3 protein-coding genes are annotated in these 1,670 nt (G+C 64.9%); 1 reads left to right on the plus strand and 2 read right to left on the minus strand.

What is annotated here, in order from left to right; genetic code table 11:
* The coding region (locus EN969_RS30080; RefSeq protein WP_164758624.1) for a YdcF family protein at positions 1–543 on the plus strand (543 nt) is incomplete at its 5' end.
* On the opposite strand, the gene EN969_RS30085 is transcribed toward EN969_RS30080, so the two are convergent.
* Both EN969_RS30085 and EN969_RS30090 read right to left on the minus strand, forming a co-directional pair.
* Positions 544–1,176, minus strand: a complete 633-nt coding sequence (locus tag EN969_RS30085; RefSeq protein ID WP_063169092.1) for a pyridoxamine 5'-phosphate oxidase family protein — start codon at positions 1,174–1,176, stop codon at positions 544–546.
* Between the two features lie 24 nt (positions 1,177–1,200).
* On the minus strand, positions 1,201–1,670 hold a 470-nt coding region (locus EN969_RS30090; RefSeq protein ID WP_245467563.1), incomplete at its 5' end, for a DUF1348 family protein.

Consider the following 1,670-nt stretch of genomic DNA (forward strand, 5'->3'; position numbering starts at 1 on the left):
CCCCTGGCGCCGCCCGCCAATCCGGCCAGGGCAGACGCGATCATCGTCTTGACCGGCGGCCAGTCCCGCCTCGATGCCGCGATGGATCTGCTGGCGTCCGGCAAGGGCGAACGGCTGCTGATCAGCGGCGTGCATCCTTCGGCCAGCCGTCGCCAGCTGCAGGCGGCAACCGGCGGCGACAAGAATCTGTTCTCCTGTTGCGTCGACATCGACCGCGCCGCGCTCGACACGATCGGCAATGCCGAGGAAAGCGCCAAATGGGTCGAGAGCCACGCCTATGGCACGGTGATCCTCGTCACCAACAATTATCATATGCCGCGCAGCCTGCTGGAAATGGGCAGGCTGCTGCATGGCGCCAAGCTCGAGCCCTATCCGGTGGTCAATTCCAACCTCGACAATGGCGGCTGGCTGACCAAGCCGCGGGCATTGCGCGTGCTGTTCACCGAATACAACAAATATCTGCTTGCGCTGGCGCGCGGCATCGTGCCTGTCAAGCCGACGCCCAACGGCATCGCGCTGGCCGAAACCGCGGCCGGCGGCTGATTATTCCCCTGCGGCCGCGCCCGAATTTCCCCTGAGCCGTGCGATCTCCTGCTCAAGGCGTTCGATACGCTTGTCCCGCTCGCCGAGTGCCGCCGCGACGTCGGCTGCCTCGAACCGTTGTGGAATATGCTGCGGGCAATTGGCATCCCAGGCCGAGACCGTGAACAGGACGACCTGCTCGGCGCGCGCTCTGTAGCCTTGCGGCATCAGCTTCGCCATCAGTTCGGCATCGTTCTCGACGACGCGCGCGGTGCCCCAGAGCTTGATGCGCTGGCGGTGCATATAGTCGATCAGGAACAGGAACGCCCTTGGATTGTCGGCCAGATTGCCCTGCGTGATGAACTGCCGGTTGCCGGAAAAATCCGCGAAGCCGATCGTATGTTCATCCAGCACCTTGACGAAGCCGGCCGGCCCGCCGCGATGCTGGACATAGGGCTGCCCCTCGCGGTTGGCGGTCGACAGGAAGACGCTGGTCTGCATTTCGATGAAGGCGGCAAGGTCCGGGGTGATGCCGGCCTGCCAGCCGCCACGCTCCTCGACGCGGGCGTAGGACTGACGTGAGCCCTTGCGGGCCTGGATCGCCTTGACGGTCGGCGTGAAGGCGACGTCGCTGGTGAAAGCATGCGCGTTCATCGAAAGCTTCCTTGCGGCAAGATGCTAAAGTCCGAGCTCCGACAGTGTCGGGTGGTCGTCCGGCCGCCGGCCGAGCGGCCAGTGATACTTGCGATCTGCCTCGCTGATCGGCAGGTCGTTGATGCTGGCGATGCGCAGACGCATCAGCCCGTGTTCGTCGAATTCCCAGTTCTCGTTGCCGTAGCTGCGGAACCATGAGCCGCTGTCGTCGTGCCATTCATAGGCGAAACGCACGGCGATGCGGTTGCCGTGGAAGGCCCAGACCTCCTTGATCAGCCGGTAGTCGAGCTCGCGGCTCCATTTGCGCGTCAGGAAGGCCTGGATGGCGTCGCGGCCTTGCAGGAATTCGGCGCGGTTGCGCCAGCGGCTGTCCTTTGTATAGGCGAGCGCGACCCGCGCTGGATCGCGTGAATTCCAGGCATCCTCGGCCATGCGCGCCTTCTGCGCTGCGGTCTCGGCGGTAAACGGCGGCAGCGGCGGGCGGGCTTTGGACA

The organism is Mesorhizobium sp. M7A.F.Ca.CA.003.01.2.1 (assembly GCF_003998945.1).
Classification (GTDB): Bacteria; Pseudomonadota; Alphaproteobacteria; order Rhizobiales; family Rhizobiaceae; genus Mesorhizobium; species Mesorhizobium ciceri.

Excerpts from the sequence above, each read along its gene's own strand:
- EN969_RS30085 (WP_063169092.1), bottom strand. The coding sequence starts at position 1,176 with ATGAACGCGCATGCTTTCACCAGCGACGTCGCCTTCACGCCGACCGTC.